The 26,949-nt window shown below is 50.5% G+C and carries 20 protein-coding genes and 1 pseudogene; 11 read left to right on the top strand and 10 right to left on the bottom strand.

The genetic code is table 11. The features are described 5' to 3' along the window. The first annotated feature begins 2 nt into the window (after nt 1-2). Both AC27N8_RS05695 and AC27N8_RS05690 read left to right on the top strand, forming a co-directional pair. Entirely contained in the window at nt 3-1,394 is a 1,392-nt protein-coding gene (locus tag AC27N8_RS05695) for an NAD(P)/FAD-dependent oxidoreductase (protein ID WP_487064832.1), read from the top strand. Between the two features lie 44 nt (nt 1,395-1,438). Further along, nucleotides 1,439-2,704: a cytochrome P450 gene (locus AC27N8_RS05690; RefSeq protein WP_487067908.1), complete on the top strand. Its 1,266-nt coding sequence runs from the start codon at nt 1,439-1,441 to the stop codon at nt 2,702-2,704. A 70-nt stretch (nt 2,705-2,774) separates the two neighbouring features. Here AC27N8_RS05690 and AC27N8_RS05685 read toward each other — a convergent pair whose 3' ends face one another. After that, nucleotides 2,775-4,337, bottom strand: coding sequence for an FAD-dependent monooxygenase (locus AC27N8_RS05685; RefSeq protein WP_487064830.1), 1,563 nt, complete (start codon nt 4,335-4,337; stop codon nt 2,775-2,777). Between the two features lie 308 nt (nt 4,338-4,645). Here AC27N8_RS05685 and AC27N8_RS05680 point away from each other — a divergent pair, with 308 nt between their 5' ends. The 3 genes from AC27N8_RS05680 to AC27N8_RS05670 all read left to right on the top strand — a co-directional run bounded on the left by AC27N8_RS05680 (nt 4,646) and on the right by AC27N8_RS05670 (nt 6,555). After that, the gene (locus AC27N8_RS05680) at nt 4,646-5,287 is read left to right on the top strand and encodes a hypothetical protein (RefSeq protein WP_487064828.1); all 642 of its coding nucleotides are present in this window, start codon (nt 4,646-4,648) and stop codon (nt 5,285-5,287) included. Nucleotides 5,288-5,413: 126 nt separating this feature from the next. Then, nucleotides 5,414-5,941 (top strand): helix-turn-helix domain-containing protein, encoded by a 528-nt coding sequence (locus AC27N8_RS05675; RefSeq protein WP_487064827.1) that lies wholly within the window; start codon nt 5,414-5,416, stop codon nt 5,939-5,941. Between the two features lie 71 nt (nt 5,942-6,012). Further along, on the top strand, nt 6,013-6,555 hold the full coding sequence (locus AC27N8_RS05670; protein WP_487064825.1) for a transposase: 543 nt from the start codon (nt 6,013-6,015) through the stop codon (nt 6,553-6,555). Between the two features lie 30 nt (nt 6,556-6,585). Here the strand turns inward: AC27N8_RS05670 and AC27N8_RS05665 are convergent, their stop codons facing one another. Continuing rightward, on the bottom strand, nt 6,586-7,455 hold the full coding sequence (locus AC27N8_RS05665; protein WP_487064823.1) for an IS5 family transposase: 870 nt from the start codon (nt 7,453-7,455) through the stop codon (nt 6,586-6,588). Between the two features lie 256 nt (nt 7,456-7,711). On the opposite strand from AC27N8_RS05665, the pseudogene AC27N8_RS05660 reads away from it, so the two are divergent. Further along, nucleotides 7,712-8,586 (top strand): annotated as a pseudogene (locus AC27N8_RS05660) (IS5 family transposase). A gap of 70 nt (nt 8,587-8,656) precedes the next feature. Here AC27N8_RS05660 and AC27N8_RS05655 read toward each other — a convergent pair. From AC27N8_RS05655 to AC27N8_RS05645, 3 genes are all read right to left on the bottom strand, one after another. Further along, on the bottom strand, nt 8,657-9,265 hold the full coding sequence (locus AC27N8_RS05655; protein ID WP_487064821.1) for a hypothetical protein: 609 nt from the start codon (nt 9,263-9,265) through the stop codon (nt 8,657-8,659). A gap of 123 nt (nt 9,266-9,388) precedes the next feature. Continuing rightward, entirely contained in the window at nt 9,389-10,186 is a 798-nt protein-coding gene (locus AC27N8_RS05650) for a hypothetical protein (RefSeq protein WP_487064819.1), read from the bottom strand. A gap of 131 nt (nt 10,187-10,317) precedes the next feature. Beyond that, nucleotides 10,318-11,160 carry a hypothetical protein gene (locus tag AC27N8_RS05645; protein WP_487064817.1) on the bottom strand — a complete coding sequence of 281 codons (843 nt, stop codon included), beginning with the start codon at nt 11,158-11,160 and terminating at the stop codon, nt 10,318-10,320. A gap of 938 nt (nt 11,161-12,098) precedes the next feature. Here AC27N8_RS05645 and add point away from each other — a divergent pair. Further along, complete coding sequence (gene add, locus AC27N8_RS05640; protein WP_487064815.1) at nt 12,099-13,088, top strand: adenosine deaminase; 990 nt, start codon at nt 12,099-12,101, stop codon at nt 13,086-13,088. A 30-nt stretch (nt 13,089-13,118) separates the two neighbouring features. On the opposite strand, the gene AC27N8_RS05635 is transcribed toward add, so the two are convergent. Beyond that, on the bottom strand, nt 13,119-14,609 hold the full coding sequence (locus AC27N8_RS05635) for an AlkA N-terminal domain-containing protein (protein WP_487067907.1): 1,491 nt from the start codon (nt 14,607-14,609) through the stop codon (nt 13,119-13,121). Between the two features lie 201 nt (nt 14,610-14,810). On the opposite strand from AC27N8_RS05635, the gene AC27N8_RS05630 reads away from it, so the two are divergent. The 4 genes from AC27N8_RS05630 to AC27N8_RS05615 all read left to right on the top strand — a co-directional run bounded on the left by AC27N8_RS05630 (nt 14,811) and on the right by AC27N8_RS05615 (nt 18,153). After that, nucleotides 14,811-15,314 (top strand): methylated-DNA--[protein]-cysteine S-methyltransferase, encoded by a 504-nt coding sequence (locus AC27N8_RS05630; RefSeq protein WP_487064813.1) that lies wholly within the window; start codon nt 14,811-14,813, stop codon nt 15,312-15,314. A 120-nt stretch (nt 15,315-15,434) separates the two neighbouring features. Continuing rightward, nucleotides 15,435-16,319, top strand: coding sequence for a cytochrome c oxidase assembly protein (locus tag AC27N8_RS05625; RefSeq protein WP_487064811.1), 885 nt, complete (start codon nt 15,435-15,437; stop codon nt 16,317-16,319). A gap of 106 nt (nt 16,320-16,425) precedes the next feature. Next, a complete protein-coding gene (locus AC27N8_RS05620) occupies nt 16,426-17,382 on the top strand; it encodes an oxidoreductase (protein ID WP_487064809.1) in 957 nt (318 codons plus the stop codon). Between the two features lie 159 nt (nt 17,383-17,541). Next, complete coding sequence (locus AC27N8_RS05615) at nt 17,542-18,153, top strand: TetR/AcrR family transcriptional regulator (RefSeq protein ID WP_487064807.1); 612 nt, start codon at nt 17,542-17,544, stop codon at nt 18,151-18,153. A gap of 167 nt (nt 18,154-18,320) precedes the next feature. Here the strand turns inward: AC27N8_RS05615 and AC27N8_RS05610 are convergent, their stop codons facing one another. From AC27N8_RS05610 to AC27N8_RS05595, 4 genes are all read right to left on the bottom strand, one after another. After that, nucleotides 18,321-18,497, bottom strand: coding sequence for a hypothetical protein (locus AC27N8_RS05610; RefSeq protein ID WP_487064165.1), 177 nt, complete (start codon nt 18,495-18,497; stop codon nt 18,321-18,323). A gap of 140 nt (nt 18,498-18,637) precedes the next feature. Next, complete coding sequence (locus AC27N8_RS05605; RefSeq protein ID WP_487064805.1) at nt 18,638-19,966, bottom strand: zinc-ribbon domain-containing protein; 1,329 nt, start codon at nt 19,964-19,966, stop codon at nt 18,638-18,640. A 347-nt stretch (nt 19,967-20,313) separates the two neighbouring features. Continuing rightward, nucleotides 20,314-25,059 carry a beta strand repeat-containing protein gene (locus AC27N8_RS05600; RefSeq protein WP_487064803.1) on the bottom strand — a complete coding sequence of 1,582 codons (4,746 nt, stop codon included), beginning with the start codon at nt 25,057-25,059 and terminating at the stop codon, nt 20,314-20,316. A 496-nt stretch (nt 25,060-25,555) separates the two neighbouring features. Beyond that, nucleotides 25,556-26,515: a hypothetical protein gene (locus AC27N8_RS05595; RefSeq protein WP_487064801.1), complete on the bottom strand. Its 960-nt coding sequence runs from the start codon at nt 26,513-26,515 to the stop codon at nt 25,556-25,558. Nucleotides 26,516-26,949 lie beyond the last annotated feature (434 nt).

Below are 26,949 nucleotides of genomic sequence, written 5' to 3'. Positions count from 1 at the left end.
CAATGCCACAATATGGCCGCATGGCGTTACTATCCGACGATGCTCGTATCGTGATCGTGGGAGCTTCACTGGCTGGCCTGCGCGCTGCGGAGCAGTTGCGCAGCGAGGGCTTTGGTGGAAAATTGACGCTGATCGGGGATGAGCCGTACGAGCCGTATGATCGTCCTCCGCTTTCCAAGCAAGTCCTGCTCGGATGGGCTTCGGCTGAGCATACCGCTTTGCCGCATCAGATCAAATTGAATGCCGATTGGAAGCTGGGAGTGGCGGCGGTCAAATTAGATCTTATGACCAAAACTGTTTATCTGGCCGACGGTCAGGAGATCGGCTTTGATCGCTTGCTGATTGCGACCGGCACGCGTGCCAGGCTCTGGCCCAACGAGAAGGAGGCCGCTCTCGATGGGATGTTTATGCTGCGCACGCGTGATGATGCCAGTCGGTTACGCGAGAGGCTGGCGGCCAAACCGAAGCATGTGCTCATCATTGGAGCAGGCTTCACGGGTTCAGAGGTCGCATCGGCTTGTCGAGAACTTGACTTGCCAGTCACTGTAGCTGAGCGTGGAGAGTTTCCTCTTGTAAGTGCGCTCGGTGGAGTAATTGGAGCTGTGGCGGCAGATATGCAGCGCCAGCACGGAGTTGATCTCCGCTGTCAAACCACGGTGAGCGAGCTGATGGGGGATGCTCAGGGACGTTTAAGTGGCGTGCGTTTCTCAGATGAGAGTACGCTTGAGGTTGATCTGGCGGTAGTGGCTCTGGGAGCTGTACGTAATACCGAATGGCTGAATGGCTCTGGGCTGGCTGCTGGCCCTCTGGGAGTGGCCTGTGATGCCGGTTGCCGGGCCTTTGATCTGAATGGGATTGTGACCGACGACATTTTCGTGGCCGGTGATGTGGCACGTTTTCCGCATCCACTCTACAATTACCAGTTGATTGCGCTTGAACACTGGGGAAATGCCGTCACGCAGGCGGAGATTGCAGCCCATAACATGATCAGCCCTGAAGCTGATCGCTGTCCTCACATATCGGTGCCAGCCTTCTGGTCCTCCCAATTTGGCAACAACATCAAATCCGTGGGCGTACCCGGCTTTGCCGATGCGGTGGCGATTGTGCAGGGATCGGTCCGAGAGCGTAGCTTTATCGCCGCCTACGGACACAAGGGTCGTATGGTAGCGGCGGTCTCCTTCAATCATGCCAAATGGTTGCAGTTCTATCGTGAGTTGATAGAGTCGGCCGCCCCATTTCCGCCCGATATGCTCACCGTTGAGGATCGCACACCTGAGCAGTCGGTGCCCGCAGCATTCCCGCATCCGGGAGTGGCCACGCACGATGCTCAGATCATGTTGACCGGCTATGCGCCTAACCAGTGGCGGGCAACTTTTATCTCGCCGCGCACATAATTCACCAGATCAAAGTGTGAAGGAGATCGATGATGACGATGACGATATCTCAAGGGACTTTGCTCAAGCAGATTTTTCAGTATGAAAGCCGTGCTAATCCCTATCCACTTTATGCTCAACTGCGCCAGACGCCGATCTCTCGGCAGGATGACGGTACGTACGCTGTGAGCACCTATCGAGAGATTGTGGCGCTGCTGCACGATCCGCGCATCAGCTCGGACCTGACGAAGCGCACACCTGCTGCCGCGACGGATGCATCTACAGATCCACAAAAAGCCGTCGGGGCCATGTCACCTGATATGGATAAAATGCTCCCTCCCAGCTTTCTCCTGCTCGATCCACCTGAGCATGATCGCGTGCGCCGTCTGGTGATGCGCCAGTTTGGTCCACCGCACAGCCCTGATCGGGTCAATAGCATGCGTCCTGACCTCGTGAAAATGGTTAATAGCCTGATTGACGCCTTTCAGGGACAGCATCAGATCGATATCGTCGAGAACTTTTCGTATCCGTTTCCCGTGACGGTGATTTGTGAACTGCTTGGCGTGCCGCGCCAGGATGAAGCGTTGTTCCATGGCTGGGCCGATGCGATAGTTGGCTCGATCAATGTGGCCGGTGTGGAGGACGGAGAGGCGGCCTGGGCGCAAGGTCTCCAGGCGCGTAAGGATCTGGGCCGCTATATGGCGCAACTGATCGAGTCACATCGAGCGCATCCCGGTAACGACATGCTCTCCGGCCTGGTGACCGATGATGGCCCTGAGGGGAAGTTGTCTATGGGTGAGCTGATATCGACGGCGATCCTCTTACTGATCGCCGGACATGAGACGACTGTCAATCTGATCTCCAATGGAGTGCTCACGCTGCTACGCTATCCCGCAGTGCTTGCCAGATTGAAACGCGAGCCGGGACTTATCGTCGGCGTCGTAGAAGAATTGCTGCGCTATGAACCGCCTGTGCAGCTAGTGCCGCAGCGCACACCTCTGGAGGATATCTCCATTGCCGGAGTGACCATCCCCAAAGGCGTCCCGCTGACACTGGTGCTGGCCTCAGGCAACCGCGATCCACAACGCTTCTCAGATCCTGACATCTTTGATCCCGATCGCAAAGACAACCAGCATCTCGGCTTTAATAGCGGCATTCATAACTGCTTCGGAGCACCGCTCGCCCGTCTGGAGGCTCAGACAGCCCTGACCGAACTTTTCCGTCGCCTGGAAAATCCGCGCCTTGTGGTTGATCCCCCTCCATATCGACAAAACACCGTACTGCGTGGCCCGCAGCATCTGCTTGTAGCCTTTGACAGTGTAAAGCAGTAGTGTAGGGCCTTGCAATTCGCTTGAGCGCGACGTTATTGAGGTATCTCCTGTTGCGAACGCGATGTCACTTTTATCGACCGGTTACCCTGTGCAGATAATCGTTGATCGGCTGCACATCAAAGCCGCCGGTGGTCAGGCCGATATACCCATCAGGGCGAACCAGAATCACCGCATCTCGCCGGATACCATAGAAATGGTAGGCGTAGCCATCGATGTCAAGCAACGCATGATCGGAGGGAACCAGGATGGTGCCTCCACGCGTGATGGTATACGCATGCACAATATCTTTGTAACGATCCGATAGTTGTGGCGCGGCCTGATCTGCAAACGTCAGCAAGGTGAAATGTGTCCCACGAAACAGCTCGAAGAGTCGGCCTTGCCGCCCATCTGAGGAAAAGATGAAGGGTGCCTCGGGAGCGCGATCTCCTGCGCGAATGGCGGTCGCGTCATCAAGATCGCAAGCCAGGGGACCACCTCGATAGCTAATGTCAAGTTGCGAGAGATCAGTATCTCTACTGAACGAGACATCGATAAATTTTTGCGTATTATCAGAATTGGGACGAGCCAATTTCTCATGAGAAATCGTTGTAGAAGCCAGCACGCCCTGGGCCACAGGAAAACGTTCAGCATGGTAGCTATCCAATAAGTCCTCAGGAGCACCATGCAGCACGGCAGCCAGTTTCCAGCCAAGGTTGTAGGCATCGCCAATGCCGGTGTTCATACCCTGGCCACCCGCACCAGAGTGGACATGGGCTGCATCTCCGGCAATAAAGATACGGCCATGGCGATACTGCTCAACCATACGGACGTTTGGTCGCCAGAGAGAGGCCCAGTGCAGATGGCTGATATGGACATTTGGTAGTCCTGCACGTTCGTCGAAAATGCGCTGGCAAGTTTCCAATGAAAGATCGTATGTATCCGAGCTCAGACGCGCCTGAAGCACCCACTGATGGTCATAGCGCATGTGTGTAAAACCTATTAATCCTTCCGGTGCATCCATCCAATAGTGTCCATAGTGAGGGTCCAATCCCTCTACATCGACGCCGGCGTTGAGAAACCACTCCCCTTCCAACGTCTCGCCCAGAAACGAGAACTTACCGAGGTGACGCACGGTGCTGTGTCCCCCGTCGCAGCCCACCAGATAACGGGCTTGGATCGTTTCCATCTCACCGGCATGGACAACCTGCGCCAGTACGCAGTGATCTTGCTGTGTCAGAGTTAGCAGATGACTATCGAACTCTACCAGCACATTCTTCTGAGCCAAACTCTCTTCTAACACGGCCTGAGTACTATTTTGCCCGATCATAAAACTACCACGATAAGGTATATCAACAGTTGGTTGATTCACTGCCTCGGATGCGCGATCAACCTCACGCACGAGTCGCTCTCGCTGATAGAAGCGCATTTGTATGTTCCGCTGACCGCGTACATGAATCTGATCCAGTACACCCAGGTCCTCGAAGATCTCCTCCGTACGCGGCTTCAGCCCTTTCGCACGCACTTCGATCTGCATAGCGGCACCCTGCTCGATAATGCGCACAGTAACACCGCAGCGGGCAAGACTATTTGCCAGGGTCAAACCAACCGGCCCGGCCCCGATAATTAACACATCGATACTCGATTTTTTCTCCATGATCTTCTTTCCTCTTTTTTCAGTGATCGTTCGTTGAGACAAAAAATGTTTGTTTGACTTTCTTTTCTCCGAGCATGAGCGCTCTCTTTACGGTACAAAATGTATCTTATTCGGGATAAGTATACCTGATTTTGAAATAAAGTACAAGATGTATCTAAATGGGCCACTATAAAAGAATGTAGTTGGAGTCAATAATGCAAGGCTCGATGCTACTTTTGGTGCTTGTTCTGTCCATACACAGCACTATATAATAAGTGGATAAATTTGATTGCTGCTGATTGTTGTTAAGAATGTTTGCGAAGGAACGTATGGAAGAACAAGCTGAAGACAATAATGTGTTGACCACATCCTCATCCCAGGATGGAACTGCTACGAGGATCGCGCATATTATCTCTAATATAACCAACCCCTTATTTCTTTTCCTCCCGACGACTCTGCTTATAGTCATATATACAGCGTCCGATATAGGAAGCGCCTTGCTCTGGTGGTTTGTGATGGTAGTTGGAGTTTCGTTTGCCCCTCTTTTATTTATCTGGCGTGGTGTGCGTCGTGGTCACTATAGTGATCACCATGTCAGCCGGCGTGAGCAGCGCCTGGTGCCACTTTTGTTTGGACTCGCATGCATCTTGATTGTCTTTGTCTTGCTCCTCCTGCTTCACGCCTCACGCCCGCTGCTGGCGGTACTGGTCGCGCTCATCCTGGTCTGCAGCATTGCGGTCGTCGTGACGCAATATTGGAAAATTAGCTTACATCTTGTCGGCATGGCTGGCGCTGTGACTTCGCTCGGTTTAATTGTTGGACCCCTCTTCTACTGGCTGGCTCCGCTTGTGATTGTGGTTGGTTGGGCGCGCTGGCAAGTGCGTGCCCATAGTATCTTACAGGCGGTTGCTGGAACTGTCCTGGCCGTCGGCGTGACTGTTGTGGTCTGCAAACTGTTTGGTGTGTTTTAGCTTCCAGTTATGTGCCTGTATTTGCCCATTGACGTAGCGCTGTGCTCTTGTGTCGAACACGGTGAAGGCAGAGAGAAATCTCTCTTCGCCCTAGTGCATTCTCAACAAAGGTAGTCTGAATGTAATATGATAGTATCTATGAAACCTATCTTTATCCGTCCCTTGAGCGAGGACGAACGAAAACAGATCCAGATCGGATTACGTTCATCAGAAGCCTTTGTCTTACGCCGTTGCCAGATCCTTTTGGCTAGCGCACGAGGCGAACATGCCATCGGTATTGCAAACCAATTGGGCTGCAACGACCAAACAGTGCGTCATGTGATCAAAGCGTTCAACGCCACCGGTCTGACGGTGTTGCAAGCGGGTTCCTCGCGTCCGCATCGACTGCGCACAGAGATGAGTACTCAAGCTATCGCCCAACTTCCAGCACTCTTACACCATTCACCTCGCGACTTTGGCAAAGACCAAAGCCTCTGGAGTTTAGAACTCGTGGCCCACGTAAGTTTCGAGCAGGGACTCACCAGCAGGGTGCTCACCATCGAAGGCATCCGCAAAATTCTCAAACGTCTGGGCATCAATTGGAAACGTGCCAAACACTGGATCAACAGCCCCGACACCCACTATCAAGTAAAAAAAACGCCCGTGACCGGTTGATAGCATGGGCGAGCCAGCAATGCTCTTGGGCAATTGGCTTTCTCGATGAAGTCTGGTGGAGCAGGTTTGCTTTGCCATCAGCGCATGCCCGGCAAGGCCACGATGATCCCGTTCACTTCGAAGAACAATCCTGGCAAAAGGACGATCCTGATGCGAGAGCACTGGCCTGTTATGGGGTGCTGTGGCAACGAGGTTCGGCCCATAAGCCCATTCGCGATCAGATGTCGCTGCGTTTTGTCTCGGGACGTCCAGTCAGTGACATCACCACACAATTTCTGGAGTGGTGTTGTGCGCAACTCCAGGCGCAAGGCAAAACAGCATGGTTGCTCATTTGGGGCAACGCTTCATGGCATATCAGCAAGATCGTGCGCACGTGGATTCGTGAGCACAATCAGCAGGTCAAAGTGACAGGAAAAGGCGTTCGTCTTTTCCCTTTTCGGCTCCCAACACAAAGCCCCTGGCTCAATCCCATTGAACCAAAGTGGGTTCATGGCAAACGAGCTGTAGTCGAGCCAGATGGATTGCTCTCTGCTCAGCAATTGGCTCAGAGGATCTGTGTCTATTACCATTGTTTGTACGAGGATCATTTATTTCTTCCAGAAAAGGTGAGTTGAGGATGCACTGAGGGTGTCCGAAAAGGTTTCTCAGGCTGCTTGAGGGTGTCGAGCCCGTGTTTCAGCCACTTTGGCAAGCCGTCTCACCATCAGCCGAATCATCGTCAGAGAGATCATGCTCTCGCTGCTACTCGTCAAGTATTCATAATCCTTACTCATTCTTCGATACCGTCCAATCCAGCCAAAGGTTCTCTCCACCACCCATCGGCGGGGAAGTACGTGAAAGCCCGGAGGAATGATCTCATCCCAGTTGATCACCGCATCCTTTGGAGCCCACACGCCTCGAAGACCAGACCAGGAATGGCGGACAATCTCAACGTCCCATCCCATCTGCTCTTTGATCCATTCTCTTCCCTTGCCAGTATAGCCTTGATCCACCCACACCTTCTTCAAGCGAGGAAACGTCCCTTTGATTGGTGAAAGCAGCAACGGCACGCCTTCTCGATCTTGGATACTGGCCTTATGAACCACGGCTTTGAGCACGAGTCCCGTCGTATCAACGAGAAGATGCCTTTTGCGGCCATTGACTTTTTTGCCTCCATCAAAACCATGTGGCCCGCCTCGTTCCGTCGTTTTTACGGATTGGCTGTCGATGATCCCGGCACTTGGAGTCGCTTCGCGTCCGGCCTGAACACGGCAGCGTTCTCGTAACGTGGTCATCATGTGCTCCCACACACCCACATCGCGAAAAAGCGCGAAGTAGCCGTACACCGTTGAGCGTGGCGGATACTCGCGCGGCAGCATGCGCCAAGCACAACCGCTACGCAGTACATAAAAGATCCCATTGAGGACGGCCCGCATCTCAACCTCTCGTGGTCGTCCACCTGGCTTTCCTGGCGGAATAAGCGGTTCCAGAATCGTCCATTCCGCATCGGTCAGATCAGAAGGATAGATTTCCATGAGCGTCCCAACCTTTCTTGCAAATAGTATACCCTTTCCACATCTTTTCTCTCTTATTCTATCATATCCACCTTTTTTCTTGCATAAAGTTCTCCATCGGTTCTCCAAGCCTTTTCGGACACCCTCTAGGTACCAAAGCGAGTCAACGTAGAGGCTATGTCATAAGCCACGAGACATCGGAGAAAAATGGTAAAAGAGAGAAAAACAAGGAAGAAAAACATGCGGCAGGGATCGTTGTGTCGAAAAGAAGCAGTGTATGAAACGACGATCCTATCCAAGTGATATCAGTGATGAAGAATGGAATATCATTGCACCATATATTCCTCCAGAACAGCGAGGTGGGCGACCCAGAACAACAGATATGCGTGAAGTGATCAATGCCATTTGGTATGTTCTCCGTACGGGTTGTCAGTGGCGGATGATTCCGCATGAATATCCTCCTTGGTCGACAGTATGGCATTATTTTCGCGTATGGCGTAAGGCAGGCCTCTGGGAAAAGATGCATACGGATCTCCGAGAGCGCTTGAGAAGCTCACTTGGACGAGAAGCCACCCCAAGCGCAGTCATCATCGATAGCCAATCGATGAAAACAAGCGCAAAGGGGGGCTCGTGGATATGACAGTGGGAAGAAAATCAATGGACGGAAACGGTATATTGTAACAGATACGCTGGGTTTGATTGTACGAGTGATCGTCCATCCGGCCGATCTGCAAGATCGTGCCGCTGTTCCATTGGTCTTAGAAGGGATGGATGAACGCTTTCCACGCGTCTCTCATATCTGGGTTGATCAGGGGTACAATGGGTCGGGAAAGCGATGGATCGAAGAACATCTTCCTTGGAGTGTGGAGATAGTAAAGCATATCACAAAGGCACGTGGAGAATGGGTTCCGATTGGAGATCATCAATGATATCGCGAACCTGCGTTTTGAGTGGCACTGCATCCCACCTCAGCGGACGGGGTGGCGTGGTGCCCTTCCCCGCCGAGGGGTGGTGGAACGAACCTTTGCATGTTTCACCTTTAATCGTCGATTATATCGTGATTATGAGTTCTTACCTCAAAGTAGCGAAAATTGGATCTATGTCTCTATGATCCATTTAATGACCCAGAGGTTGGCACGAGCCAGCCTCTAAGGCCTTATGACACAACTTCTAGCGCCAGAGTCTCATGTTGCGATTAAGCGAATTGTGCCTGGAGATCATTTCATGCATGAAGACTTTCACCATAGTGTTCCATTGTGCTTCCTTCAGGCACAAGGAGTTTTTTCAAAGCGTGGGTCACTGGTTTGTATAGTGCGAAAAGGGTAAGTGAGAGAACTAACGTAATGAGTATATATGGGAGAAAATCCCCGGGTGTTGACATACCATTATTGCGAAGAACATCGAGTGGAAACCAGAATGAAGCACTTATGCACCATAGTGTTGCTTGCAAGCACCAATAGATCAGACGAACACGCTCAGAAGTAAGGGCAATAAGAAAAGCTCCGATGCTTACATACAATAGCGGACCTGGCAAAAAAGCTCCAGGTAGAAACATTGTGAGTAAATCATTGCCGGGCAAGATGGGATTTGCAGGTAATAATCCTCCAAAGAAGATAGAGATTAACAGTTGCCTTGAATCTCCAAAAATTAATGGGCCGCTATAGTCAGAGGACCTAAATTGTGCTGTAAGGGCGCGAAAAACAAAATACAGCCCATAGAGAAGAATTAATCCTCCCACAAAACGCAGAGCCGACTTATAGGAAACGGATCCGGTGAGCATAAGAAAGTACTCCTTTGCATCAATGCGTGCATTACAATGATATCTTGCCATACAAAAATCCGGTAAGGGTCATGTTTTTCATATGGCATTGAAATAGCTTGTGTCATACGAGGAAAATCTCAAGTAAGATCCTGCGATTTTCCTCGTAATTAGTTCTGTAATAGAACTTCTTTTTTACCACATTGGGGCTGAATAGAAACTTTGATCAGCAGTGCTACTTCCACCTATGATGCAAGAAATACTGCCTGTTCCAAGTCGCCAAAAAAATATTGATTGTGCTTTAGTTGATATAGCTACATAAGCATGTAGATCATTGTTTGCTACTAAATCGTTTACGTTTGGACCTAAAGGACATGTTACTGTAGTACCATTCTCAATTCCTACTCCATCCCAATATGCCGCTGTAACTACTGGATTGAAACCTGTCACTTCTTCAGAGGTAGTAATTACCTGTGCACAATTTGTTGATACATGGTAGTCTACTGCAAAAACTACGTGTGTTCCATAAAAAACATCGCCTGAGCTTGTCTCTGCATCATAACCACACGTAGCAGAGGGCTGGAACTTTTGTAGCGATGGTGTTTCAAGTGCATGTTTTTTTGCATTGACTAACTGTTGTACCTGACTTGACCACTTGACCTCGGCGCTAAGTGATGCATCAGCGGTGAACAATGGAATATATTCCTCATGCTGAGCCCTTGCAATAGAAAGGGGTATGGTTTCTGTCTGTATATATGTACCTGCAGGGCAGTGTGTTGTTGTCTTTGATAGCATAATATGTGTTGTATGTGATTTCACTGTTCTTGTTATCCTACATGTAGGAGATGTCTGGTCAGTAGCAATAATAACAAGGGGATCATTAGTGATACCTGTTGCATGAGCAATTTTTGTACTCAGACTAGTTTCTAAAACAGCGAAGACAATAAAGCACAAGGTAATCAATAACGGCATCTTATGAACTGTTTTGTTCATGTGAATCAGCACCAAACTTCCTTGCTAATTACTTGTCTCTGTATTAAAGGTACAGAGACAAAATAGACGACAATAGATTCATGGAATGAATTCAGTGAGCAAAATATACTCTGTACTAAATTATACTAAAACTAGTTCAAAAGGATATTGCACCAATGAAATTCGGTTGAACTCGTTATATCCGATATCCATTCTTCATAGTAATACCCCTTTGGCTGAGTATCTACATTTATACCATGATAGTAATCTTGCCCTGCTTTGTTGAAGTAAAAAGTACCCCCTGGTACATTATATGTAGCGCTAGCGTATTGATCCCAAATCCAATCATCATTACCTGAATCACCTAATATATATTTGAAGGAATTAACATGTAGACCAGCAGATTCAATAGCTATTGTATTACAATTTGGATTTGGTAGAACGTAAAACGTAACTCTGGAAGTGAGGTTTGCGGTAGCCCAATTTGAACTGTCAGTCAAACTCCAGGTTTGAGTGTATGTTGGCGTACTATCACAGGCTGCCGTAAAAGGCGAAACGACTTGAGCGCCATCGGATTGAAGCTTTAGGGCTGTTTGCTGATTTTTTAGCTGAGTTGCAAGTTTGGTTATTTCTGTATGTGAAGGAGTCGTGGGCAGTATTGCATAGGTCTTATTGAGTGCCAGTGCTTGGGAACGTGAAATGATTTTTGCTTGCCAAACCGAACCATTGGGGCAAGGTTTTGTCTTTGTTATTTGTACTCCTGTATCTGTTTTGTAGGTCATGGTACGTGAACAGTTTGATTCTGGAGTTGTGTCAGTAACAACAAGAACATTAGGATTACTAGAAGTACTACTTGCATGAGCTGGTAATGAATAACTTGGCAGGATAACTAAAAGTGCTATAAAGAAACCAGATGCAAGCCACCTATGAGTCATCCCGAATTTTTTACGGTCTGATAAATTATAGCTTTTGCTATATGTGAAGGGCACTTTCATGATTAGAGTCCTTTCTAATGATTAAAGTGTGGTAACAAACAATTTGATATCTGTTATCAATATAGGGATTTTTCGTTTTTATACTCAAAAATCTTTCTTGAACGTATATCTCACAGTAGTTAACTACTGTGAACATATTAGAAGCCTGGCAATAATTTATCAGTTAAATTTGTATTTTCAGCTAACTGATACCTTGTAACAAAAAAGAATATTTGAGCTTAAAATGATTGACTTGGAATCCGAGAAAAGATTTTTGCGATCAAATTGTGTTGTTAGTGACATGAATGTTGTTTGATATTCCTATGTTATGATGGAGCTTGTTTCTTTCTTTTACCTCCTTTATGAATCACATAAAGAGTATGAATCACATAAAGAGACAAATCATCATATTTATGTAATAGTTATGTGATTAAAATTATCGTTGCTTAAAGAAATCTAAAGCAACTGTTGTTTGTCGAGAATTTTACCATGAACTGATATAATAATACACGAGAATAATTTGACGTGTCAATAGTAAATGTAGGAGTTTCAATCCTTGCAAGTCAATTGTGATATATTTAATATTTCCTGTAAAAAGGTGGTATTTCTCAACACTTCTAGTTAGCTTGGTACGAGTCATTCCAGATTTTTTGCGATATATTTTGTATTTTGAAAGAATCTCTAGAAGTTTTTGCCCCTAAAAGCGAGGGCTTTTCATGGGTGGGGACCAGAGAGGGTGGAAAAGCCTGGGTTGATGACAGGATTGGTAGTTATAGGATGTGCTCTATTACATTGGACAAACCCCACAGAAGTTCCTGCCGCCCTACTACTTTTGGGTTCTCCATGTTGATGTGTATCCGGCCTGGATGTATGGTAAAATGTAATGCTACTGCCTGACGCAAGAGCTTATCTCTTTCACTGATAGCTATGGTGGGTGTGGTAGTGGAAGGATGGTTTGTATGGATTTTCAAAGGTTTCCCAAGGTTGAACTGCATCATCATCTGGATTGTTCCTTGAGCTATGCGGTTGTGCAGCGTCTTGATCCTGCGATTACGCTGGCGGATTTTCAGCGCGATTTTGTCGCTCCTGCAAAGTGTCTGGATCTGGTAGATTTCTTGCGCTATTCTCCGCATCATTTTGCTCTGATGCAGACTCCTGAGCAGTTGCGGCTGGTGACGCTGGATGTACTTGAACAATTGCATCGACAGCATACCGTTTATGCGGAAATTCGCTTTGCGCCTTTGCTCCATACACAGCGAGGGTTATCGCCGGAGGATGTGGTTTCGGCTGTGAACGATGCGACTTCCGAGGCTCGAAGCGAGTGGGGAATTGAGGGACGTATCATCCTTTGTACGCTGCGCCACTATTCTGAGGAGGAGAGCTTGCAGACGGTGAAGCTGGTGGAGCAGTTTCAGGGAACGAATGTGGTCGGTTTCGATCTGGCGGGTGATGAGGCTGGTCGTCCGCTAGCTCCTCATATTCCGGCCTATCGCTACGCCAGGGAGAAGGGACTCCACTATACGGCGCATGCGGGCGAGGCCAGTGGTCCGCAGAGTGTTTGGGAGACGTTGGAATATGTTCGTCCGCGCCGGATTGGGCATGGGGCGCGTAGCATTGAAGATCCTCGCCTGGTTGCGTGTCTCAAGGAGCAGCATATCCATCTGGAGATCTGTCCGAGCTCCAACGTGCAGACCAATCTCTGTGCCACCTATGCGAATCATCCTGTTGATCAACTCTACAAAGATGGCGTCTCGTTGAGCATTAATACTGATAGTTATACGATTACCGATGTAACGATGAGCAAGGAATATGAGCGTCTGCATACCACCTTTGGCTGGATGCCAAACGATTTTCTGCAGAGCAATCTCAACGCCTTAGAGTTTGCTTTTATCCCCGATACTTTGAAGGCTCAGTTGGAGCAGCGTATTCGTGCGGGTTATCAACCATAGACTGCTCCATACTCTTGCGAGCCAGGCTCCTCATGTTGTGCGAGGAGCCTGGGCGACCAGATCGGCGTGGCTGGCCCAGAGATGGTAGGTGACATAGGCACGCCAGGGACGCCAGGCTTCCGCATGTCTGGCCAATTCCTTTGGATTGGTGGTGATGCCATGCAGCTTGAGGGCTTTTTGGATCACCAGATCGGTGCCGGGGAAGGCATCAGGATCGCCGAGCGCACGCATGGCGATGTACGATGTTGTCCACGGTCCGATGCCCGGAAGCTTGAGCAACTGATCGATGGTTTGTTCCCGATCTGCATCGCGATCGAGGATCAGACCTCCTGCGGTTACGGCACGCGCAAGCGCTTGTAGGGCCGCTGCTCGGGTGCGTGGGATTCCCAACGTGGCCGGATCAGCTTGCAGGATCTGTTCCGGTGTCGGGAAATAGTGTGTCAGAGCTCCCTGCGGCTCGGCCAGACGCTCTCCATGGGAGGCGACCAGACGCCCGGCGAGCGTTCTGGCTCCGGCGATCGAGACCTGCTGTCCGAGGATCGCTCTGATGGCGAGCTCGAAGCCGTTGATGGTGCCAGGAATCCTGAGTCCTGGACGCTTTTCTACGAGCGGCGCTATGATCGGATCGGCTCCCAGGATGGCGGCGATGGCGGCCGGATCGGCGTCGAGATCGAACAGGTTGCGACAGCGCTGGACAATCTGGCTGAGGTCGCTGAGATCATCGAGGCTGAGATGCACTGCGAGCGCGTGAACCTCCTGTAACGGCTCAATCTCCACTATCCCTTTTGATCTGGGAAAGGCCAGCGTGCGTCGATAGCGTCCGTCGACGACCTCCTCGATTCCTGGGATGGCACGCTTGCTGAGATAGGCGAGGAGCTCTGCGGCGTTGAATGGTGGACGATATTGCAGGCGGAGCGTGAGACGTCCGTCGGAGGGTCGTCCAGATGGCACGTGTCTGCGCAGCTCCGATGGCGCACAGCCGAACGCTTCCTGCATGGAGTCGTTGAATTGACGAATACTGGAAAATCCTGCTGCGAAGGCGATGGTGGTCAATGATAGATTTGTCTGATCAATCAATAAGCGCGCTGTCTGAGCACGTCGACTCCGTGCCAGCGCCAGGGGTCCAACACCTATCTCGGCAGTCAGTTCACGATGCAGATGGCGCTCGCTGACAGCCAATCGCTGTGCCAGACCAGCGACTCCATCGGTATCGACAGTTCCATCGGCAATCAAGCGGAGCGCACGTGCCACTATATCGGCACGAACGTTCCAATCTGGCGAGCCGGGGCTGGCTTCGGGATGGCAACGACGACAGGCTCGAAATCCTGCCGCCTCGGCGGCCGCCGCGCATGAATAAAAGCGTACATGCTGCGCCTGTGGCGTCCGCGCCGGGCAGATCGGTCGGCAATAGATGCCTGTCGAGGTGACCGCCGTAAAGAAGCGTCCATCGAAGCGAGCATCGCGACTGCATAGAGCCCGGTAGCAGAGATCAAAATCTGAATGAATGTATCTTGTTTCCATGACAGTATCGTACACGAAATCTTCTCCATTCACTAGCGGTTTTCGGACATTGCCGTCGATCCTGATGGCGTGAGTGACGTTGTCTGCTCCATCACAATGTCTGAAAACCGCCAGTCTCTCCTCTCCTGATGGTCTATGATACAGACATGACAAGCGCATATAGCGACTGTGTTGTTTGATAGCATTCATGAGGAACACAGAATGAAAGAACTTCTCCTTGACTCTATTGACTCTCCTATCGGTACCGTTTTGATTGTGGTGGATGATGATAAGCTCTGTTCGCTTGACTACTCCGACTATGAGACGCGTATGATGATGTTGCTCGAACGTCGCTATGGTCCCGTCCATTTCACGCGGACCAGCGATCCAGGCGGAATAAGTCGGCGTGTGCGTGCTTACTTCGCGGGCGATCTGGCGGCTCTTGATGCTATACCTGTCCAGACTGGTGGTACCGCGTTCCAGCAACAGGTCTGGATGGCTTTGCGCTCGATCCCTTCCGGGACGACGCTGACCTATGGAGCTCTGGCGGCTCAGGTCGGCAAACCGACGGCCTACCGAGCAGTTGGGGCGACAAATGCTCTCAATCCAGTGGCGATCGTGCTGCCCTGCCATCGTGTCATAGGGGCAAACGCGGCGCTCACAGGCTATGCTGGAGGATTGGCTCGTAAGCAGTGGCTGCTCCAGCACGAGGGTTACACCGGTTAATTTAATCAGGTCTTCGCCCGATGGCAATTATTCTGTACCTGTCCTACAATATAAGTCATGCAAAGATAATTCTCCCACGGATGCAGATCGTGGGATGCTTTTGAAGGAAGGTACTTTTTTATGCCGACAAGTGTCCAGGAAGCTCAGGGATGGCTCTCACAATGGAACTGGAATCCCGTTGCTCTTATTCTCTTAATCCTCTTTGTGGGAGCTTATTTTTATAGTATTGGACCGCTGCGGCGCAAGTATCAGCTGTCAGACACGGTGCCTCGTGGACGCGTGGCGGCCTTCTTGCTCGGAGTGGTGGTGATTGTGCTCTGTGTGATCACGCCACTTCAGGCGATCGCCCATATCCTCTTCACCGGCCATATGGTCCAGCACATGCTGCTGGCTCTTGGAGCGGCTCCGCTGCTCGTAGTAGGTATCCCTGACTGGCTAGCGCGCTTCTATCTGCGCCCGCGCCTGCTTCTTTTCGTCTGGCGCTGGGCGACGATGCCTTTTATTGCCGCGCTCCTCTTCAATGCCAACATGTGGATCTGGCATGCCCCCTCCGTCATGAATGTGATGATGAATGAATGGGCACATTACCTCTCGTTGGTGCTCTATCTGGTCACAGGACTCCTCTTCTGGACACCGCTCTTTGGTGCTCAGGTGGAGGGACTCTTTTCGCTCAATGCTGCTGGCAAGTTGATCTACATCTTGCTCAGCGACATGCCAATGGTCCTGTTGGGCGCTGGACTCACGTTTACGCCACCGCTCTATCCCATGTACGCGGCCACCGCACACATGCTTGGATGGTCTCCGACGCTTGATCAGCAGCTCGGCGGACTGATCATGTGGATTCCGGGTGGACTTTATCTGATCGTGATGGCCAGCATTGTATTGATCCAGTGGTTCGCGCAGATGGAGAAGCAGCAGCGAGCTGAGGATGCCTCTCTCCTGCTTGAGGAGGAAGGGGAGGAGGAGAGAAAGCAGCCGAGCGCAAGCGTGGACTTCTCGCTCTAAAAGGACGCGGTGCACAATACGATAGCAGACAAGTAAGCAGTCAACCTCTTCGATATGATATTGTTTCATGTAGGAACTATATTTTTATTGTGAGGGGAACCTGCTAATGAGTAAATGGACATCTAACGATATTCCCGATCTACATGGACGTGTCGCTATCGTCACAGGTGCCAATAGTGGCCTGGGTTTTGAGGCAACGCGAGCGCTGGCGGCCAAGGGTGCGCATGTTGTCATGGCCTGTCGCAATCTGGATAAAGGGCGCAAAGCTCTGGAGGAGATTGTTGCCGGTGACGCTGATGCCTCGCTTGAACTGGTCCAGCTTGACCTGGCCTCGCTGGGTGCTGTACGGCAATTTGCCACGAGCTTCAAACGCTCTCATAACCACCTGAACATCCTCTTTAATAACGCGGGCGTGATGGCGATCCCGCGCTTTGAGAGCCAGGATGGATTTGAGATGCAGTTTGCCGTTAACTATCTGTCACACTTTGCGCTCACCGGTCTGTTGTTGCCCATCCTGCTTGCCACACCTCAAAGTCGGATCGTCACCTTATCGAGTGTTGTGCGCCGGTTAGGTAAGATCGATTTCAATGACTTGAATCGGCAGTATTCCTATTCGCGTTGGGAGGCTTATGGGCAGAGCAAGCTCGCCGATCTGCTTTTCGCCTTTGAGTTGCAGCATCTGCTCGCCTCAGCGGATGCGAGTACAATCAGCGTGGCCGCGCATCCGGGATTTGCCCGCACGAATCTGCAATCCACAAGCGCGACCACCTCGAAGGCTGTTGTCGAGACGATTGGTTACAAGCTCTTCATGCCAATCGTGGCGCAGTCACAGGCGATGGGAGCGTTGCCGGAGCTCTATGCCGGAACAGCCTCTGATGTCCATGGTGGAGAACTGATTGGTCCTGGTGCCCCTGGTGGAATGCGTGGCTATCCACGCATCGAGACAAAGGCCCAAAAGGAGTATGATCAATCGGTCGCTACACGCCTCTGGGAGAAATCAATTGAACTGACAGGAGTTGACTACGCTGAACTCAATCAGATAGCCCGCGCCTCAGTGGACTAATCGCTGGAATAACTCCACCATACTTGCCGCCCGTTGCTCGTTCGGGTAGCAAGTATGTAGCTTAATTTCTTTTGAAATTGTGCTATAATATTCCAAAAATTCATAACAGGAGATATGTACGCTTGAGAGACTTGCGTTTTCAACCGTAGCAGCAGAAAGATGATGGTGGAATTGAACAAAGCGAGCCGGAATACACGCAGACGCGGAGACGTGCTGACAGAGAGCATCTATGACGCTACGGAAGAAGTGATGAAAGAAGTTGGCTATGCTAATCTCACGTTTCAACAAATTGCTCGTGCCGCAAAAACGAGCCGCACCGTCATGTATCGCCACTGGGAAACGCCATTTGACCTGATTCGCGAAATTATGCTCTATAAATGGACAGGTGCACTGGGTGGTGCACTGATCGATAGAATAGAGGATACAGGAAGTCTCCGCGGAGACTTGTTGCATTTGTTGACCCTCTATCAAGGCGCTTACGTGGAAGTTGGCCCGGAGATCATGAATGCGTTCTTATTTGAACTAGGTCAGAACAATGAAAAGCTTTTGAAGATTGAGCCGAACGCAGAAACCGCGAATATTTTGATCATGCAGAAATTACTGGGGTTCGCAAAGGCCAGAGGTGAAAAAATAAAGGAGGTCAGTAATACGACACTGACCCTGCCTTTTAATCTGGTTCGGGCGGAATATTTCCAGGGCAAAGGCCCTATTGACGCGAACAGACTCACATTGTGGGTCGATGAAATATTTCTCCCAGTTTTCGCAGCGTAACCCACTCCTCCTTTCGAAGCCATCAAACGCATCCCGCCCTCGGGCACGATGTCCCACTTGATGTACGATCAAGCAGGCCAGCGTAGCTCGTCGAGATTCTACTGTCTCGTACGAGCTACTGGGACATTGCACGCAAGCGTGCGACGCTACTACTCTGCCAAAGATCATCACGCCTCTGTCTCAGAGGAGATATGTTCCCAAAACAGATCCGTGAAGTCGTGGGGTGAGACGCCCACCGACGTAGCGGCGCGGCTCCGCCGTGCTGTCACTTCCCGCACGACACCGTCCCACGTGCCGATGGAAGCAACGCCAACAAGACGCTCCACGGTGGGAAGATTATGCAATGGAACCTCATGAGGAGCATGGTCGGACGAGTCACAGACAGCGCGGCGGAGCCGCGCCGCTACGTCGGTGGGCGTCTCACCCCATGAGGTGCATATCTCAGATGAGAGATCGATGCGATGATCATTGACAGAGCACTACGTTATGGGATCTGGAAGTCAGTTGATGCCTGATTTGGTGCATCGTTGTCGTTGGATGGCAGGAAGACGAGTGTAAAGTCTTTGCTGCCCTGCGGCATGACAAAGGTTAAAGTAGTGGCAACATTTGTCTGTCCGCTTGAAGCGTTCGCGATGAAGTCGGCTGGCGGCGTAGTGGTGGTGCCAGTTTTTAGGCGGATACTTGTGAGGCTACCGTAAAATGCATGTGATGAGTTATTGTTGATAATCATGTTGATGGTGACATACATGGTGCCTTTGTCCGCCTGAGGTCCATTATTGCTGAGCGAGGATGTGGCATCCTTGATGATGAAATCGACTCCTCCATAGGTGAATTGCTTGTTGGGACTCGCTTTTCTGGATGCATATTGGCTTAGATCGGCTTTGCCAGTGAGCGGTATGGCCATCTGTGCTTCTTTGACCGTCCCGATTTTTAATGTGTACTGGTTGACCTGTATATTTTTTGCGATCGGGAAATCGATCCAGTTGTTACGCGTTGTCGAGGCGTCTGGATTATAGCCATGTTGCATCTGGGAGGGGCTAATGGTTGTACCATTGGGGGCGACCAGTTGAAAGGCAGTTGAATAGTCAACACTGGTACCATTGAGCTCGCCTGTCTGTTCTTTCAGGTCCAGTCGGAGTAGTCCCTCGCTGTCTGGTTCGTCATCATCGGTGAAGGAGGGAGCTTGCTGCGCATCTAAGACGTTGATGGTTATTCCTGAGTACACAATGGTTGCATGGATTGGATCGCTGGACTTTTTGATGTTGCTGACCGGCGTGCTCTGGTGGGTGATGTTGTTGATCGAGTTGCTGATCTGATGGTTGGATGACGCTTGACTTACCACAAAACAGATAATTACAGCGGCGATAATGATAATCCAGACAAAGCATCCGGCGATCCAGCTTCCCGCTCGGCGCTCCGCTCTTCTCAACAACATGAAACCTAAGATTGCTCCGATAATTCCTACGCTGTTGTCGTTAGCATTTTGTGGTGCCTGTGCATATGAGGGGATCTGTTGATACGGTTGCTGATAACCGCCTTGCTGATAGGGTCCCTGCCCGCCCTGTCCATAAGGTCGTGGCCCGCCTTGCGGCGTGGGAGGAGGGCCGCCTTGCTGATAGGGTGGATTTCCATACTGCTCGGCGCCCGAGATATTCTGACGTGGTGGCTGAGCATATCCCGAGGCTGGCATGGTGCCATCGATATTGGGAGTAGGATTTGCTCCTTGATCGGCACCACAATTTGAACAAAATCTCTGATTCGCCGGGAGCGATGTCCCGCACTGTCCGCATGCTTTGTAGGGAGGTTGAGACATAGATTCTTCCTTTCGCGTCCTGTTTATTTGTATGCTCTATTGAGCATTTAGCTCTTTTTTGACGGTAGCTATAATATTTTTTATATCATATATAGATGATTTCATATATGAATATGAAATTAAATGAATATATTGTTATTGTGAGATATTCATTACATACTCAACGTTTCTGACTTCATTTTTTTGCGGGTGATTTCCTTGTTTCTGGTGTGGAGTAGATGGCTGGCGTAGTAGAATACTCGGAACATAATCGATGGTGGGTTGGAAGAATTATCGAGAATATATCAATGCGGGAGAGTGTCTCACGAACGTGAGGCGCTCTCCCGCATGAGTCGGATTCAATGACGCTACTTGGTGGCGACGGAGAAGATGTGCATCTGTCCGCCGGTCACGGTGGTGGGTAAGCTGACACTTTGTACGGTTTTGCCGGCGATGATGGTGACCTGTGCATAGAAGATCGCCGGTTTATGTGCTGCTTGAGCTCCTGCTGGTGTGTTGCGATAGGGGGATACCCCAATGGTTGTGTTGCCAAAAGATGGTGGATCGGTGCCATCGCCTCCCAGCGTCCAGTCGCTCATGCCTAACGTAAAGGTCTGCTTCGTGCCATCGGTGTAAGTGATGGTCGCTGTTCCGCTGGCGGAGCCTCCAGTGGATGCGCCGAGGAAACCGATCGTTGTGGTGCTGGTACCGTTTTGCTGGCGGATAGGCAAGACTTGTCCGTTGGCGACGTAGTTATTGGGATTCCCGGCGGTTGCTCCGGGCCAGGTAAAGTTGATGCTATTGACGCTGACAATGCCTCCAGGTGTGATGCCGATCTGGCTCAGGGCCTGCCTGGAATAGCTATTGGCCCCATCAAAGCTGCCTGCAGATGGATTGGCATCATCGCTGGTTCCGACGTTGGTGTAGGGAGCGGCGGGATTGGTAGTCGTGCTTTTGGTGGAGATGGCAAAGATATGCATCTGTCCACCGGTCATCGTCGTTGGTAAGGTGACGCTCTGGACCGTTTTCGTGGCGTTGGAGAGCGTTACATCGGAATAGAAGACGTCTGGAGCATTGTTCGCATCCTTACCCGACGGCGTGTTGCGATAGGATGTGGCGGCCACAATTTGATTGCCAAAGGACGGACTATTGCCTCCTCCACCCAATGTCCAGTCGCTGAATCCCAGCGTAAAGCTCTGGGTTGAGCCATCGGTATAGGTGATCAGCGCGGTCCCGCTGCTATTGCCATTGATAGCGGCTCCCAGGAAGGCCAATGTTGTAGCGCCGCTGACAGGTGTAAGTGAGATGACCTGTCCCTTGGCGGCATAGTTATTGGCCGATCCTACGGCGACGTTGGGCCAGATGAAATTGACGCCGTTGAATGTGACGGTTGCTCCAGGCGTGATATTCGTTTTTGTCAGAGCTTGCGCCGAGTAGCTATTCACGCCGTCGAAGTTACCAGGAGCGGTATTGCTATCGTCACTGGCTCCGACATTATTGTACTGTACGGTCGTGGTTGGTGTTGCGGTAGGGATCGGCGTCGGAGTGGGTGTCGGTGTGACGGTCGTTCCCGTACCGGTTGCTATTGTAAAGACGTGCAGCTGTCCACCTGTGGTCGTGGCGGGCAGGGTGACACTTTTGATCGTCTTTCCTGCCTGCAAGGTGACCGAGGCGTAAAAGATGGATGGCTTGCTCGTCGTTTGTTTTCCCGTGGGTGTGTTGCGATAGGTCGTTGTGGCGACAATTTGATTGCTAAAGGAAGGAGCATCGGTTCCATCGCCGCGTGTCCAATCGCTCATGCCCAGGGTAAAGGTCTGCGTGGATCCGTCGGTATAGGTGATCGTAGCGTTCCCGCTGGCGGGTCCACCGGCGGCCGCTCCCAGAAAGGCGAGCGTGGTAGCATTGGCGACAGGCGTGATGGGGAAGACCTGTCCATTGACGACATAGTTATTGTTGGAGCCGGCCGCGACGTTGGGCCAGGTGAAATTGATGCCATTGAACGTCACGATGGCTCCAGGCGTGATGTTGAGCGTCGCCAGGGATTGAGCTGAATAGCTATTGGCTCCGTCAAAGTTGCCAGCAGATGGATTGCCGTCATCGCTGATGGCGATGTTGTTGTACTGTACGGCTGGCGGATTGGGTGTCGGCGTCGGTGTTGGATTGGTGGTTGGCGTCGGTGTTGGAGTCGGCGTTACGACTGTACCTCCACTGGTGGCGACCGTGAAAATGTGCAGCTGTCCACCTGTAATCACCACGGGCAAGGTGACGCTTTTGATCGTTTTTCCCGCCTGCAAGGCGATCTCAGCATAAAAGATGGATGGTTGGACTGTCGCTTGCTGCCCGTTCGGTGTATTGCGATACGCGGTCGTGGCCGCGATCTGATTGCCAAAGGAGGGAGCATCATTGCCGCTCCCGCCGCGCGTCCAATCACTCATGCCCAGAATGAAGCTTTGCGTGGAGCCGTCGGTATAGGTGATCTTGGCGCTGCCACTTGCCGGTCCGCCAGTGGCGGCACCCAGAAAGGCGAGCTTGGTAGCGTTGGTGACAGGTGTGATCGGTAAGAGCTGTCCATTGGCGATATAGTTATTATTGGTGGCGGATGCGGCACCGGGCCAGGTGAAATTAACGCCGTTGTACGTAAAAGTGTGTCCTGGTGTAATTCCCACCGTGCTTAAAGCCTGTGCGGAGTAGCTATTGGTGCCATCAAAGTTACCATTGACAGGGGCTGTATCATCGGTCGTGCCAATATTGTTGTAGACAGCGGGCTGTGGGACATTCAGAGTCGAGACTGCGAAGACGTGTAGCTGTCCCTGATTGACCGAGGACGGCAAGGTGACACTTTCTACCTGCTTGCTGGATTGTAGTGCCACATCTGTATAGTACAGGTAGGTGTTGGCATAATTGGTACCACCTCCTGAGTTATAGTAGGTCATCTGCGATTGAATGGCGTTGCCTGGATAGAGTGCCGAGTTATTTCTATTGCGTAGCCAGTCAGTGAATCCTAGCGTAAAGTATTGTTTACTACCGTCGGTATAGTTGATGGTGGCGACGCCGGAGGAGGGTCCGTTGCTGGCTGCTCCCAGGAAGCCCAGCAGGTTTGCATTGTCCATCGGAGTCACCGGGATCGTTTGACCGTTGGCGACGTAGTTGTTGTTGAAACCAGGCAAAACATTTGGCCAGGTAAAGACCATCTTATTGCCATTGTAGAAGGCGTTATCGCCAGGATTGATACCGACATTTTGCAGTGCCTGAAGTGAGTAACTGGCGTTTAAGCCATCGAAATTACCCGTTTCTGGAGCTGAGTCGCTACTCACGCCTCGATTGTTGAAGGTCACAGGTGTTGGCGTCGCTGTCTGTGTCCCTGTCGTTATCGGAGGATCGGTTGGATCCAGCCCAAAGATGGTCAGGGTATCGGATGTGCCGACAAAAACCTGTCCATTGGCAATGGTCGCCGTTGAGAACTTTACATAGCTATCCAATGCATCACGCGCGGCATTCTCATTGCTATTGTAGAGCTCGGTGGCGAGATTATTGGCATCATAGGCACGCAGGACGCCGGTTGGATCGATAATCCAGACGATACCGGTGCCAGCCTGAGTGCCGTTTGCAGAGGTACTCGGATTTCCACCTGTAAAGCCGAAGCTTGTGGTTGTCTGAGAGGTGGCTGTAGTCGAGAGTGTCCCGTTTGCCTGCAATTTAAAGGCCTTGGTCGAGCTGCCCGCACCGGGAAAGTAGACGTATTCGCCATTGGGACCATGATAGTAGCCGGGATTGCCATAGATGCCGCCAACGGTGCCTGGCAAAAATTCCTGCACCACTTTGTCGATATCGTTGCGATTTGGCTCGGTGGTATCGCAGTTCAAATTGGGATCGGCCGTATATTTGCCAAGATTATTGGTGTTCAGCACATAGAAACGTCCCTCTTTACCACCCGTAAAGAGTTCATTGTAGGATGGCAAGATCAAAGGTCCGCCGGAACTGAGATCGGCGTCCCGATACTCCAAACAGGAGGCATTGAACGGTGTGAAGTAATCGGTGAGTTGCAACTGAGCATTGAGCTTAATCACCGAGTCACCGGCATCAGCTCCACCTGTATCGAGGTCGGCGTCGCCGTTGCCGGTTGAGACATAGAGGTTGCCTTGCAGATCGGCAGCTACCGATCCGCCCGCCCCCCAGATACCGTTGCCGGTGCCGTTTGGTGAATCGTTATAGATCTCTTGCTGCTGTAATGTGGTGCTATTGTATGTATAGCCAAACATCCAGCCATGATAAGGACCGTTGTCACAGAACGAGCCGAAGGGGATGTAGATCTGTCCATTCACGACGGTGAGCGCGGCTCGTTGACGTTGATGGACGGGCAGGAAATTAACGACTCCATTAACTGATCCATCGCCGACACCAGGTGTTGAGCCACTAATCACGGTGGGACTGCCTTGTTTGTCCTTGCCGGTGGTGATGTCGACAGCGTGCAGGCGGTAAATCAGATCGCCGCCTTCGTTGGTGAAGGCGACCAGATACATCGTATTGGTGCCGAGATCGATATACGGTGTGCCGGTGATACCTACTTCAGGAATCATATCGCTACATCCGACATCCGTATACGCCACACTTGTCGCGCCATTGGTTAGATAATTTGTCTCCCAGAGCGGATCAAGCGTTGTTTTCGAGTCTGCATCGAAGGCGTAGACTTGATCATGCTCGGTGGCGACGATGACGACGTTGTGGCTGACTCCGTTGATGACAAGATTGGGCACGTATAATGGTTGAGCGTAGACTTGCCCCTGCACCGGATAGGTGACGCGTTTGCCAAAAGTCGAAGCGTTGACATTGCTGGTATTGAGAATCGTCTCGTGGGCATTGAGTCCTGTACGCTGCTGATCATTTTTGAAGGTCAAAACGGCTGTGTTGGCTGGTGCGGCCGCTGCGGCCATCGCCAGCGCACTGCTTGAGTGCGAGATGAGTTGAAATAGGAGTGTTCCGCCGCTCGTCATAAGAAGCATGAAGATACCAAGCAGCGAATAAATGCGAGAGGTTTTTGTGAGTCGTTGACCGATCAATACTGAGAAATGCTTTGTGGGTGCTGATTTATCTCGCTTGCGCACACGTAATTGCATCCTGCGTCCCCTTCATATAGATATATGTAGATTTAGATGTCTATGGCATTGAAGCATGACACTATGGTTATCAGTAAAATGAGTGCTTGAGGCGGTACAAGCTACAGATGGATGGAAAACTGGCAGCGATAGATTATAGGTGCTATCTTATAGAGTGTTTTCCCTTGTGATGCGTGCCTCCATGATAAATCCTTTTAAAGTCTCTTTTTTATAGTCAAAAGATATAATGCTTCCATGCGCTTATACATTGTAAAAGATAGTATAAGAGTGCCTGCTTTTGGGATATATCGGATATATCAGGTATATAGGGTAAAAATGTGAGTAGAAGTGCGCCATGGACTTGTCAGGGAAGGGGCTTTCCTCTTCGTCCTCAGCTTTGGGGATGTATAGCTCTTCCTCGAGCTAAGTATACACGATTTTCTTTAACTATGCGATTCTTTGTATACTAATGGCAGAGCAGTTTGCTATGAAACTGCCCTGCCTGCATGTGAATACGCTAATCTGTGACAGTGAAGTGTACGACTTGAGCGAGCTTACCGTCACTACAAGTCGATGTATGACACCAATACAGCTCGGCAGCACCAACATCGGTAGGCTTATAGTAATCGGCGCTAAAGTAGCCATTAAAGTTATCGCTGCCAATTTTCAGAGGATCATCCTTCAGTACGCTCTTCGAACCAATATAGAAGCGTACATTGATATAATCTGCCTCTTTTGACGCATCAAAATTTTTGGGATTGAGATCAAACGTGACATAGATCGATGAGTATGTCTTGAATGTCGTGCTGGTCTTTCCCTTGACTGGCGCTAACGTTTCTTTATCGATGGCCGTGGCTGTCTGTGGATTAATGATAATCGCAGCCGCTTGAGGATCGATGGGCGTGCCCGAGGGCGTGCTTACCGTTGCTGTTGTTGGTGTTACATTGACGGCGGTTGCTGTTGACTTGTTGTTGTTGTTGTCTGTCTTCGTGCCTGCCTGTGATCCAATATACGCGAGTACTGATGTTCCAATACATAAGACGACCAGTGCGATGGCGATAATTCCGATGATCAGTCCAACACGCGATTTGGGCTTTTGCGTTGGCGGAGCATATCCTGTTATCTGCCCCGGGTAGGGAGCATTAGCACCGTATGGGACTCCCGGCTGACTGTTCATCGGGGCTCCATATGACTGCTGGTAAGGCTGATTGTAAGGAGGTACTCCTTGCGCCGGATAGGACTGATTATAAGGCGATGATGACGACTGTTGATACGGTGGTGGCGTTCCATACGTTGGCGGTGGTGGTATCGCTTCCGTGGGACTGGCATACGATGCCTGAGCTGGATTGATATCAGTCGTGCTGGCATACTGAGTGGGCTCATTGTATCCCTGTGCACTCGCATCGACCATGTTCCCACAGGTTGGACAGGCACGAGCATCCAGGGGCAAAATTGATCCACAGAACTTACATGGCATTGGGTTTCTCCTTATGCTAATAAGATTGATACTTATGGTTTTCAAAGCTAAAGGTCAAAATAAGTACCCTCGAACGTATATATATGCAGATGAAAGAATAAATCCAGGTACCTATGCCGTTTCAAAGATCTTACATTTAATATATAACGTTATTCTAATCGTAATATTAAAAAAAAGCAATAAAATTAGCTCTGATTTCTTTTCTCCCTCGTGAAAGTGTGGATATAATACAAGAAATCAAAAAATTCGTTTTATAAGTGACTGCTTGCTTAAATGATCGATTAGTACAGGGATTTTATGCTCATAATGCACAGAGCATATCCTCTCCTCTGCCTGAGGAGAGGATATGCTCTGCTTTTTTGCTGTCCAAAAAGAATAATAGCGTAACGGGTTTGAAAATCAAAGTAAATTCTCATCGGATAATACATGTTAAA

Source organism: Dictyobacter sp. Z7_2 (assembly GCF_057551105.1).
This window is presented reverse-complemented; position numbering and strand designations above follow the sequence as displayed.